10 protein-coding genes are annotated in these 16,933 nt (G+C 71.9%); 1 reads left to right on the top strand and 9 read right to left on the bottom strand.

Going from position 1 to position 16,933, the window contains the following annotated elements; translation table 11 throughout:
- Positions 1-39: 39 nt before the first annotated feature.
- From BIV25_RS30505 to BIV25_RS30535, 6 genes are all read right to left on the bottom strand, one after another.
- Positions 40-753, bottom strand: coding sequence for a hypothetical protein (locus tag BIV25_RS30505; RefSeq protein WP_071375684.1), 714 nt, complete (start codon positions 751-753; stop codon positions 40-42).
- Positions 754-789: 36 nt separating this feature from the next.
- Positions 790-2,985 (bottom strand): glycoside hydrolase N-terminal domain-containing protein, encoded by a 2,196-nt coding sequence (locus BIV25_RS30510; RefSeq protein WP_071375685.1) that lies wholly within the window; start codon positions 2,983-2,985, stop codon positions 790-792.
- Entirely contained in the window at positions 2,982-5,006 is a 2,025-nt protein-coding gene (locus BIV25_RS30515) for a beta-galactosidase (RefSeq protein ID WP_256256270.1), read from the bottom strand. Before BIV25_RS30515 ends, BIV25_RS30510 begins: the two co-directional genes overlap by 4 nt.
- Positions 5,007-5,109: 103 nt before the next feature.
- Positions 5,110-6,054, bottom strand: coding sequence for a carbohydrate ABC transporter permease (locus tag BIV25_RS30525; protein WP_071375688.1), 945 nt, complete (start codon positions 6,052-6,054; stop codon positions 5,110-5,112).
- A complete protein-coding gene (locus BIV25_RS30530) occupies positions 6,051-7,022 on the bottom strand; it encodes a sugar ABC transporter permease (protein WP_256256271.1) in 972 nt (323 codons plus the stop codon). Before BIV25_RS30530 ends, BIV25_RS30525 begins: the two co-directional genes overlap by 4 nt.
- 14 nt (positions 7,023-7,036) lie before the next feature.
- Positions 7,037-8,749, bottom strand: a complete 1,713-nt coding sequence (locus BIV25_RS30535) for an extracellular solute-binding protein (protein ID WP_071375689.1) — start codon at positions 8,747-8,749, stop codon at positions 7,037-7,039.
- A gap of 254 nt (positions 8,750-9,003) precedes the next feature.
- Here BIV25_RS30535 and BIV25_RS30540 point away from each other — a divergent pair, with 254 nt between their 5' ends.
- Positions 9,004-11,847 carry a glycoside hydrolase family 3 C-terminal domain-containing protein gene (locus BIV25_RS30540; protein WP_071375690.1) on the top strand — a complete coding sequence of 948 codons (2,844 nt, stop codon included), beginning with the start codon at positions 9,004-9,006 and terminating at the stop codon, positions 11,845-11,847.
- An 85-nt stretch (positions 11,848-11,932) separates the two neighbouring features.
- Here the strand turns inward: BIV25_RS30540 and BIV25_RS30545 are convergent, their stop codons facing one another.
- The 3 genes from BIV25_RS30545 to BIV25_RS30555 all read right to left on the bottom strand — a co-directional run bounded on the left by BIV25_RS30545 (position 11,933) and on the right by BIV25_RS30555 (position 16,807).
- Positions 11,933-13,300, bottom strand: coding sequence for a S8 family serine peptidase (locus BIV25_RS30545; RefSeq protein WP_071375691.1), 1,368 nt, complete (start codon positions 13,298-13,300; stop codon positions 11,933-11,935).
- 229 nt (positions 13,301-13,529) lie between these two features.
- Positions 13,530-14,978, bottom strand: a complete 1,449-nt coding sequence (locus BIV25_RS30550; protein ID WP_071375692.1) for an aldehyde dehydrogenase family protein — start codon at positions 14,976-14,978, stop codon at positions 13,530-13,532.
- Between the two features lie 209 nt (positions 14,979-15,187).
- Positions 15,188-16,807 carry a PucR family transcriptional regulator gene (locus BIV25_RS30555; protein WP_071375693.1) on the bottom strand — a complete coding sequence of 540 codons (1,620 nt, stop codon included), beginning with the start codon at positions 16,805-16,807 and terminating at the stop codon, positions 15,188-15,190.
- Positions 16,808-16,933 lie beyond the last annotated feature (126 nt).

Here is a 16,933-nt window from a genome sequence, read left to right on the forward strand (position 1 = left end):
GGTCCCGTGCGGGACCGGCCCCTTTCCCGCGTCGGCGGCTCAACTGCTGCTGACGCTCTCGCTGTTGACGGCGAAGTTCAGCCCGCCGGCCGAGGAGGTGATCTCGAAGCCGAACTGGAGGTCTCCGATGGTCACGTCACCGAACCAGCCCTTGGTGTCCTTGATCCACTTCAGGATCGGCAGGATGTTCACGGACCCGGAGGCGGAGTCGGAGCTGCGGACGAAGGAGAACACGTCGTTGGAGCCGTTGTCGCCCTTGTAGACGGTCCAGGTGGAACCACCGAGGGTGAGGCTGCCCTGCGAGGTGCCGAGCGGGCCGACGGCGCCGGTCTTGTTGACCCAGAGCATGATCTCGTACTTGTGGTCGGTGTCCCAGATGTCGTACGCCGTCTCGTACGCGCCGGACGACGGGACGGTGACGTTGTAGCTGCTGGTGAGCGAGGCCAGCGAGCTGACCGACTTGTCGATCACCTTCTGGGCGTTGGGGTAGGACTTGATGCCGCCGGTGTCGGGGTGGCTGGCGTTGACACCCCAGTTGGTGCCGGAGTTGGCCCAGATGCACTGGGTGCCGGCGCCGGAGCCCCAGACGTCGTTGTAGAGGGTGTAGCCGTTCAGCGTGGTGCTGCCCCACTGGTCGCAGGAGGACCAGACGGCGGCGGAGGCGGGCGCGGCGGCGAGGCCGACGGTGGCGCCGAGGGCCAGGGCGGGGGCGACGAGGGCCGTGGCGGCCCTGGCGAGCGTGCGTGTTGCCATGGTGTCCCTTCCATGGGTGGGGGGAGTTGCGCGGGGCTACCACGTCCCCAGGGTGAGGACGCGGTCTTCTCCGGCGACGAGGTCGAGCGGCTGTGCGCCGGAGGAAGTCCGCAGGTCGATGCGGGCGGTACGGCTCGGCCGGAGGGTGAGCGTGGCCCGCCCCGGAGCCCAGACGAGGTCGAGTTCGGCGCCGAACCGGGTTCGCACGCCCCGGAGTTCACCGGCCGGGAAGCTGTCGGGGACGGCGGGCAGCAGGACCAGCCGGTCGGGGGTGGACTGGACGAGCATCTCGATCAGGACGCCGGGCAGGGTGTGCGCGGCGTCCGCGTTGTAGACGTCCCGGTGGGGGTAGTGGGCGCTCATCAGCGAGGCGTGGAAGAAGTCGCCGCGGAGGACCTCACGCAGGGCGTGCGCGGCCCGGCCGGCGTCCCGCAGCCGGGCCGCGATCAGGGCGTGGTGCAGATGGCCGTGTGCCGAGTGGTTCTCGGCGCCGCGCAGGGCGAGGGCGCGGTGGGCGGCGGCGGCCAGGTCGGGGGTGTCGTAGGGATTGATCTCGTCGAGCGGCCAGACGCCGTAGAGGTGGCTGAGGTGCCGGTGGTCGTAGGTGTCGTCGAGACCGGGCCAGGCCCATTCGGCGAGCGCGCCGTCGGCGTTGACCCGGTGCGGCGGCAGTCGCTCCGCCAACTGCCGCCATTTCGGCGCCTGTTCGGGGTGGTAGCGGGCGGCGGTGAGCAGGGCGTGCCGGGCGGCGGACAGGTCCATGGCGGCGTTGAGCGCGCCCCAGCTCGCATTCGCGGGACGGTTCTCGGGCGAGTAGGAGGGCACGACGACGAGCCGGCCGTGCGCGTCGGTGCGGGTGAGGAAGTCCTCGTAGAAGGCGGCGACCTCGGCGAGGACGGCGGCCGTGCGCGGATCCCGTTCGCCCCGCGTCTCGTCGCGGTCGACCAGCGGTTTGAGCAGCCAGTCGGCACCGGCCGTCCACAGCTGGTGGGGGTAGGCGCGGTCGAAGTGGTACGTCCGCCCCGACTCGCCGTCGGTGTGGGTGGGAGCGACCACGCCCCGGGCGCCGAAGATCGCGCGGGCGTTCTCGCGCCAGTCGTCGAGCTGGCCGCAGATCAGTTCCGCGAGCGCGTCGGTCACTTCGGGGAGTGCCGCGGCGGGTGCGGAGGCGGTCTGGAGGTTGAGGTTGGCGTTGGTGGTGAACGCCCCGGACCAGGCGGTGTCCCAGTCGCCGGTCCACAGGCCGGTGAGCCGGGGCGGCAGCAGGCCGCTGCTGGAGAGCAGGTGGTAGCGGCCGGCGGCGAAGAGCCGTTCCAGCAGGGCGGTGCTGTCCGGGCGCCGCAGCAGTTCCGAGCCGGGCAGTGCGCGCTCGGCGGGGTCGGCGCCGAGGTCGAGGCCGACCCGCCGGTAGGCGGTGCGGTGCAACTCCAGGTGCCGTTCGAGGAGTTCCTCGTACGGCCGCCCGGCGCCGGTCACCAGGTGCTGGAGCCGCCGCGCCTCGGCGGCCACGTCGGCCTCGCCGGTGTGCCGCAGGACGCGGGTGAGGAGCAGCACCGAGCGGGCGCCGGTGACGCGGACGCCCGGCGGGAGGAGTTCGGCACCGGCGCCGACGACGAGGGTCACCCCGGTGTAGGCGCGGTCGCCGCCGGGGTAGCGGGCGCGCAGGCTCAGCAGGGCGCCCTCGGGCGTGAGGAGGGCGCCGTGGCCGACCCGGAGCCCGGCCGGCGCGCCGGGCAGCCGGTGGTCGTGGCGGATGACGAGGCCGTCGCCCGCCACGACCTCCTGCACGACGACGTCGTCGGCGCGGGAGACGAAGGCCCGGCTGGTGAAGTCGCCGCAGGCGGAGGTGACTTCGCCGGTGGTGAAGTCGACGGTCCGCCGGTATCCGGGTCCGGGCCCATTGGCGCCGGCTCTCTTGACGCGTATCCGGAAGGCCGGATGGAAGGGCTGGACCCACTGGAGCGGGCGGCCGTCGGTGAAGCTCTCGGCGGCGGTGAGGTCTCCGGCGAGCAGCCGGTCCTGGAGTGCGGCGAGTCCGTCGGCGAGCAGGGGCGGGCGGGCCTGCTCGCCGCCGTTGGGCCGGACCAGGGTGTGCTGGGTGACGACGACCTGTTCGCCGTTCGGATCACCGAACACAAGGATGCCGTGCCGGCCGTTTCCGCTCAGGAAGGCGTCCTCCCAGCGAGCCGCCGGGGCGGACTCCCACGTTCCGTGGACGGGTGTGTGGCTCATGGCCGCAGCACCGCCACTCCGTAGCGGTCGGGGGTGACGGACCCGGCGACCTTCCCTCCGCCGAGCAACTCATGGTGGCTGCCGGGCACTTGGCCGGTCACCGGCTCCTTCCGGTGGTTGAGCAGGAAGAGCAGCCCGCCCCGGCGCACCGCCTCGACCCCGGCCGGCAGTCCCGCCGGTACCGGGCGCACCCCGGCCCCGGCGGCGACGGAGGCGAGCAGCTCACCGCCCCGGTACGGCACGGTCTCGGCGACCCCGGGCTCGGCCTCGATCTCCTCCGACCACAGCGTCCCGCGAAAGCCCTCGCACCGCACGGACTCCCCCGCCTCCGGCGGCCACCACTCGTGCAGGGTGCGGATGCCGAACAGCCCGCGCAGCCGGGCGTCCATGCCGCCGGGCCTGATCCGGTCGTCCTCGTCGGCGACGCCGGTGAGGAAGCCGCAGTCCGTCGTGCCGCCGCCCGCGACGCAGGACAGGAGGTCGCCGACGGCGGCGTCGGTGAGGAGGTAGAGCTGCGGGACGACGACGAACCGGTAGCCGGACAGGTCCTGCTCCGGGTGGGCGAAGTCGCGGGTCAGATGCGCTTCCCAGAGGGCACGGTGCCAGGCGGTCAGCACCTCGGGCAGATCGACCTCGCGCGACGGCCGCCCTTCGTGGGCGCCGGCCCACCAGGAGTGCCAGTCGTGCAGGACCGCGACGTCCGCGTCGATCCGGGTCCCCTTCACCTCCGCGCCGAGCGCCGCCGGCTCGGCACCGATCCGCCGGATCTCCTGGAAGGTACGGCCCTGCTCCCCCGCATGGCTGACCATCCCGGAGCGGAACTTCTCGGCGCCCTGGCGGGACTGGCGCCACTGGAAGCAGCAGACGGCGTCGGCGCCGCGCGCGACGGCCTGGAGGGACCAGAGCCGGTTCAGGCCGCGTGGCTCGGGGTGGTTCACGCCGTGCCGGTTGACCGGCCCGGCCGCCTGCTCCATCAGCATCCACGGGCCATGGGCCCGCGAGCGGGTGAGGTCGTGCACCAGCGCGCCGCGCTGCCCGCCGAGCGGATCACGCGGGTCGGGACAGAGGCCGACGGAGACGACGTCCTCCTCGCCGGCCCGGCGCCAGGCGTCCCGGCCGATCCAGAGCCGCATGAAGTTGCTGGTCACAGGGGTGTGCGGGGTGTGCCGGCGGACGATGTCCCGCTCGGCGGTGAGGCACTCCAGGAGCATGTCGGAGGTGAACCGCCGGAAGTCCGCCACCTGCGCGGGGTTCTTCAGATCATGGGCGTGGCGCGGGGGCAGGATGCCGTCCCAGGTGTCGTAGCGGGTGCGCAGCCAGCGGCGGAAGGCGGCGGCTGCCTCGTCGCCGTGGCCGGCGTAGCGGGCGGCCAGGTCCTCGGTGATGGCGGCGGCGTACCGCCGGTAGGTGGCGCTGGAGGGCGAGAAGTGCTGCCGGCCGCCCCACCCCTCGGTCCGGCCGTCGGCGTCCCGGGGCAGGGTGTCCGGTTGGAGGTCCATGAGCCGGTCGGGCCATCCGAACTCCCGGGCGCCCGGCTCGGGTTCGAGGGCGGACCAGGAGAGGACGCCGAGCGTGACGGAGTTGACGTGCCCGGCCTTCATCAGCCGGACGTCCTCGTGCCAGGTCTCCTCGGGCCACTGCTCGGGGTTGTAGTCGCCGCCGAAGAGGATGCGGCCCCGGGCGGCGTCGGCGAGGGTCGGTCTCATAGCGGCTCCCCGTACTGGATGCCGCGCCCGTTGGCGGCGAGGTGGACGCGGCCGTGGATGCGCGGATCGCCGGTGACCGCCCGCGCGGGCGTCCCGGCGGGAGGCGCCGCCGATGTCGGTGCGGGCGTGGGCGAGGCCGGGGGTGGCCGGGTGGAAGAGGATGCCGGTGAAGCAGCCGGCGCCGCCGATCACGGCATTGCGCCGGCGGTGGCTCGGCGAGGCTTCGGCGGTGGCTTCGGCCGCGGTGGCCTTGGTGGGGAGGGTGACGAGGGCCGCGGTGCCGGCGGGGACGGTTCTGCGGGTGGGGGTGGGCATGGCGGACCTCGGTGGGTTGGTGGACGGAGTTGTCGCCGGGCGGGGGTGGGGTCGCCTGCCCGCGCTCGCGGGGTGCCGCCGGGTGAGCGGCTGAAGGCTCGGGTCAGCCCTTGACCGCCCCCGTCAGCATCCCCTTCCTGAAGTGCTTCTGGACGAACGGCGACAGCACCGTCACCGGCAGCAGCGCCATCACCATCACCGCCATCTGAACGGCCAGACCCGACAGCTCACCGGTCCTGATCGCCTGCCCCAGCCCCACCGGCGCCTGCTGCTTCTGCACCAGCTGGATCATGACGTTCTGGAGCGGCATCTTGTCCTGGTCGTTCAGGTACAGGGACGCGTTGAACCAGGCGCTCCAGTAGCCCACCGCGTAGAAGAGGGTGATGACCGCCAGGACCGCGCGGGACAGGGGCATGACGATCTGCCACAGGATCCGGAAGTCCCCGGCTCCGTCGATGCGCGCGCTGTCGATCAGTTCCTGCGAGATGCCCATGAAGAACCCGCGCAGCACGAGGATGTTGAAGACGCTCACCGCGCTCGGGAGGATGAGGGCGAGGTAGCTGTCCATCAGGCCCAGGGACTGGACCAGCAGGTATGTCGGGATCAGGCCCGCGCTGAAGAACATCGTCGCGAGCAGGAACATGAGGAACCAGCGGTGTCCGAGCGAGCCGATGCGCGAGAGGCCGTAGGCGCACAGGACCGACACGACCATGGAGAACAGCGTGCCGACGAGGGTGACGAGGATGCTGATGACCGCGGCCCGGGTGACCTGGCCGCCGCTCAGCAGTTCCCGGTACGCGACGAACGTGATCCCCTTCGGGACGATCACCAGCCCGCCCGCCTGGTCGATCGTCTTCCGGGAGGAGACGCTGGTGACGACCACGATCCAGAGCGGGAAGAGGATACCGAGGCAGGCCAGGGCCAGGACGAGGCCCTTGCCGGCGAGACCGGCCCTGGTCGGCTCCTCCTCCCACACCGGGCGGGGCCGCACGGCCGACCGGGACGGCGGCCGCTCCCGGACGGGTGGCGTGTCGATGACGGCGGTCATTTCTTGTACACCCCCTGCTCGCCCATGAGATGGGCCACCTTGTTCGCGGCGAGGACCAGGCCGAGGCTGACCACGCCCTTGATCAGACCGGCGGCGGCCGCGTAGCCGAAGTTCTGGTTGCGGACGCCGTTCCACCAGACGAAGGTGTCGAGGACCTCCGCCGCGCCGGGTCCCACGGCGTCGCGCTGCAGCAGGATCTGCTCGAAGCCGACGGTCAGCGCGTCGCCGACCCGCAGCACCAGCAGCAGCGCGATCACCGGGCGCAGGGCGGGCAGCGTGACGTGCCACATGCGGCGCCGGCGGCCGGCGCCGTCCATCGCCGCCGCCTCGTACAGATCGGGGCTGACCGAGGCCAGTGCGGCGAGGAAGATGATGATTCCCCAGCCCGCGTCCTTCCAGATCCCCTCGGCCGTGACGAGGAACTTGAAGGTGGACGGGTTGGTCATGATGTCGAGCCCGTTGTACCCGTGTTGGCGCAGCAGCTGCGACAACACGCCCGCGCCGCCGAAGAGTTGCTGGAAGACGGCGATGACCAGCACCCACGAGAAGAAGTGCGGGAGGTAGAGCACGGCCTGGGCGAACGCCCTCACACGCGGTCTGACCACACTGTTGATGAGCAGCGCGAGCAGGATCGGCACGGGGAAGAACAGCACGAGCTGGAGGACGAACAGGACCAGGGTGTTCTTGACGGCGCTCCAGAAGGCCGAGTCCGCGAAGATCTGCCGGAAGTCGTCCAGGCCGACCCAGGCGCTGTGCAGCATCGAGACGATGCCGTTGTCGCTGACGTACGGGTTGTAGTCCTGGAAGGCGACGACGTTGCCGAGGATCGGCAGGTAGTTGAAGACAAGGATCAGCAGGACCGCGGGCAGGGTCATCAGCAGCAGGACGCGGTCGCGTCCGAATCTGCGCCGCAGACTCGGCTTCCCGTCCACCGTCTTCTTCCCGTCCACCGTCTTCTTCCTGTTCACCGCCTCCTCCCGGTTCAGCCGGCCGCCGTGCCGTTCTCGTCGAGCAGCTTCTTGTACCAGTCGCGCAGTTTGTCCCCGCCCTTGCTCTTCCAGTCGGAGACGGCCTGCTGCATGTCGCTGATCTTCTTGTGGCCGCGGACGACGTCGTCCTCCAACTGCTCGAAGTCGTCGGAGAGATCGGTGTAGCGGGCGGGTTCGCTGATCTGGAGTCCCCAGAACGTCGACTTCCTGGTGAACGCGCCCATCCGCTGCTGCCACTCGACGCTGGCCCTGGTGATGTCGGGATAGTCGGGGTGGGCGATGGTCGACGCCGGGCTCGCGATCATCACGAACGCGTTGACGACCTCGTTGTTGCCCTTGTCGTTCTTGACCGGCACACCGTTCTTGAGGCTGTAGTGGGTGCCCTCGACGCCGTAGTTGGTGAGCATCCACTCCTTGGTGCCGTACGGCGCCGCGGTGACGTCGGCGACGGCCAGCACGTCGCGGACGACCGACTCGGAGGCCTTCTCGTTGACGAAGGCGAAAATGCCGGCCGGTTCGGCAGCCCACAGGGCGGGGCTGCCGCCGCCGTGGCCGAACAGGTCCATGCCCCAGATCCGGAAGCTTGGGTTCTGGGCGGCCTGCGCGGCCTGCTGGCCGTACCAGTTGACGATGTCGTCGTTCCAGATCAGGAACTCGCCGGCGGCGAACTTGGAGCTGGGGTCGGTGGCCTGGCTCTTGCCGAGCTCGAAGTCGGGATGAACGTATCCGGCGGCGAACAGCTTGCGGGTCCACTCCAGCGCTTCGAGGTACTCCTCGGTCTCGATGCGGTTGACCAGCTTGCCGTCGGTCATGTTCCAGCCGAGAGCCTTCTCCGAGCCGGACAGCACGCCGAAGACGTTGAACGCGGTCCACTTCATGTCGCCGCACGCCCAGCGCTTGGCCCGCGCGTTGGTGATGTCCTTGCACAGTGCCGTGAACTCGTCCGCTGACTTGGGGAGTTGGTAGCCCGCCTTGTCGAAGAGATCCTTGCGGTACAGCGGCACGATGTTGGTGACGTACGACGCGGGCATCGGCAGGCCGCGCAACGTGCCGCCGAAGAGGGAACGCTGCCAGGCGTCGGCCGGGATCGCCGCGAGGTTCGGGTACTCCTTGACCTTGTCGCCCGACAGGTACGGGCCGAGGTCGGCGAACTTGCTGATGATGGCGCTGGGTATCTTGCCCCCCATGTTCCAGCCGGGGATGACCACCACGTCCGGCACGTCGCTGGAGGCGAGGACCGCGCCGAGCTTCTGGTCGTAGGTGTTGCCGTCCTGGTTCTGCCAGACGACATCGGCGCCGATCAGGTCGTTCATCGCCGTGTAGTAGGGGTTGCCCTGCCGGGGCGGCGAGCCCCAGAACGGCGACATGACGGTGACCTTGCCGCCCTTGCCGAGCTTCTTCGGGACCGAGGTCTTGAGGCCGGCGATGTCCAGCTTGCTGGTGAAGCCCATCGAGGAGCCGTTCTTCGACGGGATGTCGGGGGCCACCACGTTGCTCGCCACGTAGGCCGGCAGCAGCTCCTTCGCGTTCTTGCCGGAGGTGGTGCCGCCGCCCGACCCGCTGTCCGCCGCCCCGCACGCGCTGAGCAGCGGCATGCCTCCCGTGACCGCCACGGCGGCGACCGCACCGGAGGCGAGGAAGCTCCGCCGGCTGGGAGGTTCTCTCCGGCCGGGCGCGGAGGCGGCGGAGGCGGCGTTCGGCGTCATTGCGTCAACCCTTCGAAGTCAGTCGAAGCGCTTCGATATTGCTGCGAGGTTAAGTGAACACATGGGGGCGCACAAGGGTCGTCCCCAAGATTTCCGCGATGCGCTCGGCCTTCGCGCGACCGCCAACACCCCTTGCAGAATCGGCCGTATACGAGTGTTCTTCCCGCAGGTACCTTGACATCCCGGCCTCGGCCGTCCGAGCATCGAAGCGCTTCGAATACGTCTCGTCGCTCCATGCGCAAGGGGAACCGCCCGTGACCGTTGACCCGCCGTCCGCCCCGCCGTTCCGCGATCCGCATCTGCCCTTCGCGAAGCGCATCGACGACCTGCTGGCGCGGCTCACCCTGGCCGAGAAGATCTCCTTCCTGCACCAGTTCGCGCCGGCCGTCGAGCGCCTCGGCATCGCCCCGTTCCGCACCGGCCAGGAGGCGCTGCACGGGGTGGCCTGGATGGGCCCGGCGACCGTGTTCCCGCAGGCCGTCGGGCTCGGCGCGACCTGGAACCCGGAGCTGGTGCGGCGGGTCGGCGAGGCGGTGTCCCGGGAGGCCCGTGCGATGCGGTCGCGGGACGAGCGGGTCGGCCTCAACGTCTGGTCGCCGACGGTCAATCTGCTGCGCCACCCGCTGTGGGGCCGGGGCGAGGAGGGCTACTCCGAGGACCCGGAGCTGACCTCGGCGATCGCCACGGCGTACACGCGCGGCCTGCGCGGCGATCATCCGTTGTACTGGCGCACCGCACCGGTCCTGAAGCACTGGCTGGCCCACAACAACGAGACCGACCGGGCCACCTGTTCCGCCTCCGTCCGCCCGCGCGTGCTGCACGAGTACGACCTGCGCGCCTTCCGTGACACGGTCGAGGCGGGCGCGGTGGCCGGGGTGATGCCCGCGTACAACCTGGTCAACGGCCGCCCCAACCATGTCTCGCCGTATCTGCGCGACCCCCTGCGCACCTGGACCGGGCAGGAGCTGCTGGTCTGCTCGGACGCGGGCGCGCCCTCCAACCTGGTCGACGCCGAGCACTACTTCGACACCCACGAGGAGGCCGTCGCGGCCGCCCTGCTGGCCGGCGTGGACAGCTTCACCGACCACGGCACGGACAGCTCGCAGATCACCGGGCGCCTCGAAAGGGCCCACGAGCAGGGCCTGTTGACCGAGGCGGACATCGACACCGCAGTACGCCGTCAGCTCTCCGTCCGTTTCCGGCTCGGCGAGTTCGACCCGCACGACGACCCGCACGCGGGCACCGGCGCGTTCGACACCCCTGCGCACCGGGAGCTCGCGCGGGAGGCCGCCGAGCAGGCCATCGTGCTGCTGAAGAACGACGAGGACCTGCTGCCGCTCGCACCCGACACCCGGATCGCGGTGGTCGGCCTGCTCGCCGACGAGTGCAAGCTGGACTGGTACAGCGGCAGCCTCCTGCACCGCTCCACCCCGCTGGAGGGGCTGTACGAGCGGTTCGGCGCCGCGCGCGTGGAGTTCGCCGAGGGCGTGGACCGGGTCCGGCTGCGCACCGCCACGGGGGCGTTCCTGCACGTGCCGCCCGCGGACGCGCCGGACGAGGCGCGGGGCGCCGAGGGCGCGCTCGACCCGGCGCTGCTGGCCGGCCGCACCGATCTGCCGCCGCTCACCACGGACGCGGCCGGCACCGAGTTCGCGCTGGTGGACTGGGGTGAGGGCGTGCTGACCCTGCGCGCGCCGGACGGCCGGTATCTGTCGGTGGCCGACGACGGCTACGTCCGCGCCTCCGCCGACCAGCCGGGCGGCTGGGTGGTCCAGGAGACGTTCTGCCTCGAACCGCACCACAGTGGTCACCTCCTCCGGCATCTGGGCACGGGCCGCCATGTCCAGGTCGCCGCCGACGGCGTGCAGGTTGCCGGGACAGCGGGCCCTGGTGACGTCTTCGAGGTGATCACGGTCGAGCGGGGCGAGGACGCCGTGGTCCGGGCGGCGGAGCGCGCGGAGGTGGTGCTCGTGGTCGCGGGCAACGACCCGCACATCGGCGGCCGTGAGACCGAGGACCGTACGACCCTCGAACTACCCGCACACCAGCGGCGGTTGCTGCGTGCGGCCCGCGCCGCGAACCCCCGTACGGTGCTCGCCCTGACCTCGGCCTTTCCCTACGCGGTCGACGTGGCCCGGCTGCCGGCCGTCCTGTGGACCGCGCACGGCGGCCAGGCGGCGGGCACGGCCCTGGCCCGCGTCCTGGCCGGCGACGTCTGTCCCGCGGGCCGGCTTCCGCAGACCTGGTACGCCGCCGACGCCGACCTGCCCGACCTCATGGACTACGACGTGATCGGCGGGCGCCAGACCTACCTCTACTTCGACGGCGTCCCGCTGTTCCCCTTCGGCCACGGCCTGTCGTACGCCTCCTTCGGCTACGGCGGTCTCGCGGCCTGCGTCGCGGGCGGCGCGCTCCGCGTCCGCTGCACGGTGACGAACACCGGGGACCGGGCGGCGGACGAGGTGGTCCAGCTCTACGGACGGGCCGTGGACCCGTCGGTGCCCCGCCCGTGCCGGCAGCTGCTGGCCCACCGCCGGCTCGGTCTCGCGCCCGGCGAGCGGGCCGGGGTGGCCTTCGAGGTCCCGCTGTCCGCGCTGGAGTTCTGGGACGTGGCGCTCGGCGGTCCGCGCCTGGAGACCGGGCCGTACGACCTGCTGGTCGGCGCGTCCAGCGAGGACATCCGGCTGCGCACGACCGTGCACGTGGACGGCGCCCCGCCGGTCCCGCGTCCGGTGCTCCGGCGCGGCCTCGCGGGCGCCGACTTCGACGAGCAGTCGGGCGTCGCGATCGTGGACCGGACCCGGACGGCGGGCGACGCGGTGACCGCGGCGCACGGCGGGACGGCCGAACTGGTCTACCGTGCCTGCGACTTCGGGCCGGGCGTGACGGAGGTGACCGCACAGCTCGCGGGCCAGGGTGTCCTGGAACTCTCCCTGGACGGCGGCCCGGTGCTCGCGGCCCTGCGCCTGGACACCCCCACCGACGGCCCGTACGCCTACACCACGCTGGGCGCCGGTCTCGTCGCCGAGGGCGTGCACGACGTCCGTCTCAGGCTGCGCGGCCCGCTGCGGCTCGCGCACGTCGGCTTCTCCGGTTGAGGGTCCGGAGGAGACCGGCGGCATGGGAAGGGCCCGGCACCGAAAGGCAGCGGTGCCGGGCCCCTTCACCTGCTCAGGAGGAGCGTCAGCCGCGGCTCGCGCGGGCGAGAGCCGGCACGAAGGTCAGGGCGTTCAGCGTGCCCACACCCGTGGCCATGTCGTAGCCGTCGACGGCCTTGTAGCCCTTGACACCCTGGTAGCTGTTGTCGGTGCCGTCGTTGACGTCGACGATGCCGGAGCCCTTGCGGCCCAGGAGGGTGTAGAGGGCCTGGTTGATGTCGCCCACCCGGTGGCCGCCCGCCTGGTCGGCGAGGGCGACGATGCCCGAGAACAGGGGGCTGGCCTCGCTGGTGCCGCCGCTGACGTCCCAGCCGGTGGCGGTCGGGTCGTAGCTGGAGTACACCCAGGCACCGCCGTTGACCGCGGCGGCCATCGAGATGTCCGGGGTGCCGCGGCGGGTGCCGACGACGTTCTTCACGCCGTTCTGGAAGCCCGGCCGGGTGAACACGTGGGACTGGCCGCCGCCGCCCGCGCCGTTGTCGTTGTAGACGCTGTCCGGCTTGACCCGCTGGCCCTTGTCGTTCAGATGGAGCTGGGTGCCGCCGATGGAGGTCACCAGCGGGTCCGAGGAGGGCCAGGAGTTGACGCGGTACTTGTAGTAGCCCTTGCCGTCCGCGGTGGCGTCGGTGGCGCCGCCGTCGCCGGAGGAGGCGAGGACGGTCACGTGCTTGCGGGCGGCGTCCTCGAAGGCGTACCGCAGCTTCTTGATGCTGGAGAAGTCGCCCTTGGAGAAGCCCGGGAAGGTGTTCTCGGTGGCGCCGAAGCTCTGGCTGATGACGTCGCCGACCCCGTGGTCGATCATGTACTTCTCGGCGTCCATCATCTCCGGCAGACCGGTGGTGCCCTCGGTCTCGGCGACGGCCGTCTCCACCAGCACGATCCTGGCGTCGGGCGCGACGGCGTGCGCCATCTCGACGTCCAGCGTGGTCTCGCCGGCCCAGCCGGTCATGTCGGAGTTCTTCGGGTCGAACGGGGGCACCTTGCCCCACTTGACCACGTTGACCTTGGTGCTCTTCATCCCGAACTGCTTGCTGTACACGTCGAGATCGTGCTGGATCGTCGGCGAGCCGAACGAGTCCACGATGACGATCGTGCGCCCCTTGCCCGTGATGCCCTTCTTGTACAGCGCGTTGAGGTTGTACGCGGTTCTGTACTGGAGCGGGTTGTAGCAGTTGATGTGCCACTTGGCCTGGCACTGCGCGATGGGCAGGGGGCTCGCGACGTCGCGCGCGAGGGTGTGTCCCGCGATGGCCGGCTGCGCGAAGGTGTGCGGTACGCCGGCGGGCGCGGCGGTGGTGGCGCCGGCCGAGGAGACGGTCGCCAGACCTGCGGCGACCAGTGCGGCGGTGGCGGCGGTGGCGGCGAGGCCGCGCCCGGTACGGGCTATGTGCATGTGTTCCCCTGAGTGGTCCGAAGTCGGACGTAGATCGGTCGCCCTAGTCGACACGCAACCCCACGGGTGAGTCATGCACAGAACAAGATAATTGACCTGCCGATATCAAATCCTTTACCGGAGCACATCATTCAGTGGGAACACGAACGGCCGTTCCCTCGCGCGCACGAACGGCCGCGGCCCCCGCACAGTGGGCCGCGGCCGCCTCGTCCGACCTGTCCGTGGCAGGTCAGAGCGCGAGACCGGTGAGGACCAGCACGCGCTCGTAGGTGTAGTCCTCCATCGCGAACTTGACGCCCTCGCGGCCCACGCCGGACTGCTTGGCGCCGCCGTACGGCATCTGGTCGGCGCGGTAGGACGGGACGTCGCCGATCACCACGCCGCCGACCTCCAGGGCGCGGTGGGCGCGGAAGGCGGCCTGGATGTCGCGGGTGAACACGCCCGCCTGGAGGCCGTACTTGGAGGCGTTGACCGCGGCGAACGCCTCGGCCTCGCCGTCCGCCTTCTGCACGCTGAGGACCGGTCCGAAGACCTCCTCGCGGGCGAGGGTGGTGTCGGCCGGCAGGTCGGTGAGCACGGTCGGCGCGTAGGCGGCGCCGTCACGCTTGCCGCCGGTGAGCAGCTGGGCACCGGCCTCGACCGCCTCCGCCACCCAGGACTCGACACGCTTGGCCGCGTCCTCGCTGACCAGCGGGCCGACGTCGGTCGCGGCATCGCTCGGGTCACCCGTGTTCTGCGCCTCGACGGCGGCGACGATGCGCGGCAGCAGCCGGTCGTAGACCGACGCGTCGGCGATCACGCGCTGCACGGAGATGCAGGACTGGCCGCCCTGGTAGTTGGAGAAGGTCGCGATGCGGGTCGCGGCCCAGTCCAGGTCGGCGTCGGAGGCGTAGTCGCCGAGGATGACCGCGGCGCCGTTGCCGCCCAGCTCCAGCGTGCAGTGCTTGCGCGGCACCGAGTCCATGATCGCGTAGCCGACCTTCTCGGAACCGGTGAAGGAGATGACCGGCAGCCGCTCGTCCTGGACGAGGGCGGGCATCTTGTCGTTGGCGACCGGGAGGATCGACCACGAACCGGCCGGCAGGCCCTCGGTCTCGGCGAGCAGGTCACCGATGATCAGGCCGGAGAGGGGGGTCGCCGGGGCCGGCTTCAGGATGATCGGCGCACCGGCCGCGATCGCCGGGGCGATCTTGTGGGCGCACAGGTTCAGCGGGAAGTTGAACGGCGCGATGCCGAGCACGACGCCCTTCGGGAAGCGGCGGGTCAGCGCGAGGCGGCCCTGGCCGCCGGCGTCGGTGTCGAGCCGCTGGGCCTCGCCGCCGTTGAACCGGCGGGCCTCCTCGGCCGCGAACCGGAACACGGAGACGGCGCGCCCGACTTCGCCTCGGGCCCACTTGATGGGCTTGCCGTTCTCGGCGGAGATCAGCTGGGCGATCTCCTCGGTGCGCTCGACCAGCCGCTTGCTGACGTGGTCGAGGGCGGCGGCGCGCACGTGGGCCGGGGTGGCGGCGAACTCGTCACGCACGGCGTACGCGGCGGCCACGGCCTCCTCGACCTGGGCGTCGCTCGGCACGGCGACCCTGCCGACGAGCCGGCCGTCCCACGGGGAGGTGACGTCGAGGGTGTCCTCGCCGGTGACCTGGCGGCCGGCGAGCCAGAAGGCGTGGGTGGAAGTCATCGTTTCGAGTCCCGGCCCTTCCGCGTTGGAGGTGTGCTTGGCTTTCGTGCTCCACGGTAGGGCTGGGGCGGCCGACGGTCGCTTGTCCGACTCGTAGCAGTCGGGGTGGGGGGTACGCCGTATTGGCGGGGTGACGGGTCGGCGGCCGACGGTGGCGGCCGCCGACAGGCAGGTGGAGGCCGAGGCCGGATCGGCCGGGTGCCGGCCGGTCACTCCGGTGAGGTCGCCTTCAGGGCGAGCCACAGTTCCATCCGCACGTCCGGGTCGTCCAGGGACCGCCCGAGGATCTCCTCGACCCTGCGCATCCGGTACCGCAGCGTGTGCCGGTGCACGCCGAGGTCCGCGGCGGCGGCGTCCCACTGTCCGTGCCGCGACAGCCAGGCCCGCAGCGAGTCGACGAGATCGCCGCGACCGGTCGCGTCGTGCTCGTGCAGCGCCCGCAGCAGCCCGTCGGCGAACGCCTTCACCGCGTCGTCGGCCAGCAGCGGCAGCACCGACCCGGCGGCCAGCCGCTCGTGCTCGACCAGCACCCGGCCACGCCGCCGGGCCACCGACAGCGCCTGCTCGGCCTGCTTGTAGGCGGCGGCCGCGGCGATCGGCCCGGCCGGCGCCGACAGGCCCACGACCAGCTCCGCCTCGTCGCCCCCGGCCCGCTCGGGCGCCGCCCGCGCGGCCTCCAGCGCCGCCGCGTACCGGGTGCAGGCGGCCACGGCCGCGCCCGCGTCGGCGGCCAGCACCACCAGCCGCTCCCCCTCGGGCACGACCAGCACGGCCTCGCCGGAGCGGGCGGCGGCGGACTCCACGCTCTCCGCGAGCCCGCCCAGGAGATCATCACCGCTGTCGGCGGCGGTGGCACCCCCGGACACCGCTCGTGCCGCCGTACCGGACACGGACTCGGCGACGATCATCCGGAACGGCGCGTCGAGGAGTCCGCCGTACAGGTCTCCGGCGACGGTCCGGGCGTGGTCGGGCTCCCCGGCGAGCAGCATGCGCAGCACGGCCGCGCCGACGCGCTGTTCGGCCGCGTGCAGGGAGCGGGAGCGTTCGGTGGTGAGGGTGAGCAGGGCGATGGCGGAGTGCACGGCGTAGCGCTCGGCGGTGCCGAGGGCGGCGGCGGTACCGACGGCGAGCGCGGCGCGCGGCCGCCGTCCCGTGCCGAGGGAGTGCAGCTCGACCCGGTCCTCGTGCTCGGGCCCGCCGACGACGGAGGACGCGGGCGCGGGCCGCTCCCGCAGCCGTTCCACCTCGGCGGTCAGCCGCGCGGCCCGCCGCCCCGCCCACTCGGGCGCGGCGGCGACGACGGCGCCCGAGGCGTCGTACAGGGCCGCCCACCCGTCGACCTGCGCGGCGAGCGCCCCGAGCAGCCCCTCGGGGCCGGCGTTGAGCGTCTGCTTGGTCAACTCGCGCTGTGCGGCGAACCCCGCCGTGACGGCCCGGTACTGGTCGGCGGCGATGGCGGCGGAGACAGCCTTGCTGATGGCGAGGAACGGCGTGCGTCGCGGCACCTCCAGCAGCGGCAGCCCTTCCTCGCGCGCGGCGTCGACGAGCGCCTCGGGAATCTCCTCGTAGTTCACCCCTACGGCGAACCCGAGTCCCACGACACCGGCCCCCACCAGCCGTTTCACATAGCGCCGCATGGTCTGCGGATCCTCCGCGTCCAGCTTGAGAGCGGTGATCAGCAGCAGCTCGCCGCCCTCCATGTACGGCACGGGGTCGGCCAGCTCGCTGACGTGCGCCCAGCGGACGGGCACGTCGAGGTGGTCCTCGCCCGCGCGCACGGTCAGCTTGAGCGCGGAGTGGTGGACGAGCGAGGCGAGCGTGGGGGGCATGGGTCCTTCACGGTGAGAGGCATCCGCCGGCTTGGGACGATCTCTGGGATCTCTGGGATCTCTGCGATCTTTTGGCCGCCGCGTATGAACGGCCCACCCCGATTCTGCCTCACCGTACGATCCCGC

The organism is Streptomyces sp. MUSC 14 (assembly GCF_001866675.1).
Classification (GTDB): domain Bacteria; phylum Actinomycetota; class Actinomycetes; order Streptomycetales; family Streptomycetaceae; genus Streptomyces.

Excerpts from the sequence above, each read along its gene's own strand:
- BIV25_RS30505 (WP_071375684.1), bottom strand. The coding sequence starts at position 753 with ATGGCAACACGCACGCTCGCCAGGGCCGCCACGGCCCTCGTCGCCCCC.
- BIV25_RS30510 (WP_071375685.1), bottom strand. The coding sequence starts at position 2,985 with ATGAGCCACACACCCGTCCACGGAACGTGGGAGTCCGCCCCGGCGGCT.
- BIV25_RS30515 (WP_256256270.1), bottom strand. The coding sequence starts at position 5,006 with ATGCCCACCCCCACCCGCAGAACCGTCCCCGCCGGCACCGCGGCCCTC.
- BIV25_RS30525 (WP_071375688.1), bottom strand. The coding sequence starts at position 6,054 with ATGACCGCCGTCATCGACACGCCACCCGTCCGGGAGCGGCCGCCGTCC.
- BIV25_RS30535 (WP_071375689.1), bottom strand. The coding sequence starts at position 8,749 with ATGACGCCGAACGCCGCCTCCGCCGCCTCCGCGCCCGGCCGGAGAGAA.
- BIV25_RS30545 (WP_071375691.1), bottom strand. The coding sequence starts at position 13,300 with ATGCACATAGCCCGTACCGGGCGCGGCCTCGCCGCCACCGCCGCCACC.
- BIV25_RS30550 (WP_071375692.1), bottom strand. The coding sequence starts at position 14,978 with ATGACTTCCACCCACGCCTTCTGGCTCGCCGGCCGCCAGGTCACCGGC.
- BIV25_RS30555 (WP_071375693.1), bottom strand. The coding sequence starts at position 16,807 with ATGCCCCCCACGCTCGCCTCGCTCGTCCACCACTCCGCGCTCAAGCTG.